We start from the raw sequence: 503 nt of genomic DNA on the forward strand, positions 1-503 counted from the left end.
CGGACAGGCTGTTCAGGAATATCAATGTCATAATCAACCTGTTTATCCTCAAAAACCGGGATCCAGTCAATGAGGATATTTCTTGTCAACTCTGCGGCCTCAACGCTCTGGATTTCCAAAGCAAACTCGTTGGAATTTAACTTGAACCAGTCAAAGAGTACATCGATATATTCTTTCAGATCATGAGCTTTCCGGCGGGCGGTTTCAATATAATCATCCCGGTCTTTTCCTGTAACCAATCCTTTGTGTGCAGCGTCAAGATACCCAATCAGAGTAGTAAGGGGCGTTCGCACATCATGGGAAAGGCTCGTCATAAGCTGGCGGTTGGTTTCCTCTGTCTGCCGTACAATCGAAAGTCTGCTTTCATAGGACACAACGATCTCATTGATTTCATAGGCAAGAGGCGCAGTCAGTTCATTTGTTGCAGACAAAATACGACGGTTGCCATTTCCGTTTTTCACATCAACCAGCACATCGGTCATTTCTGCTATTTGTTTTTTTAC

The 503-nt window shown here is 44.1% G+C and carries 1 protein-coding gene; it reads right to left on the reverse strand.

Features of this window, described 5'->3' with window-relative positions; translation table 11 throughout:
- On the reverse strand, nucleotides 1–503 hold a 503-nt coding region (locus tag LJE09_RS17420), incomplete at both ends, for a sensor histidine kinase (RefSeq protein WP_306797820.1).

This window comes from Blautia sp. DFI.3.45, assembly GCF_020593505.1.
Taxonomy (GTDB): domain Bacteria; phylum Bacillota; class Clostridia; order Lachnospirales; family Lachnospiraceae; genus Blautia_A; species Blautia_A wexlerae.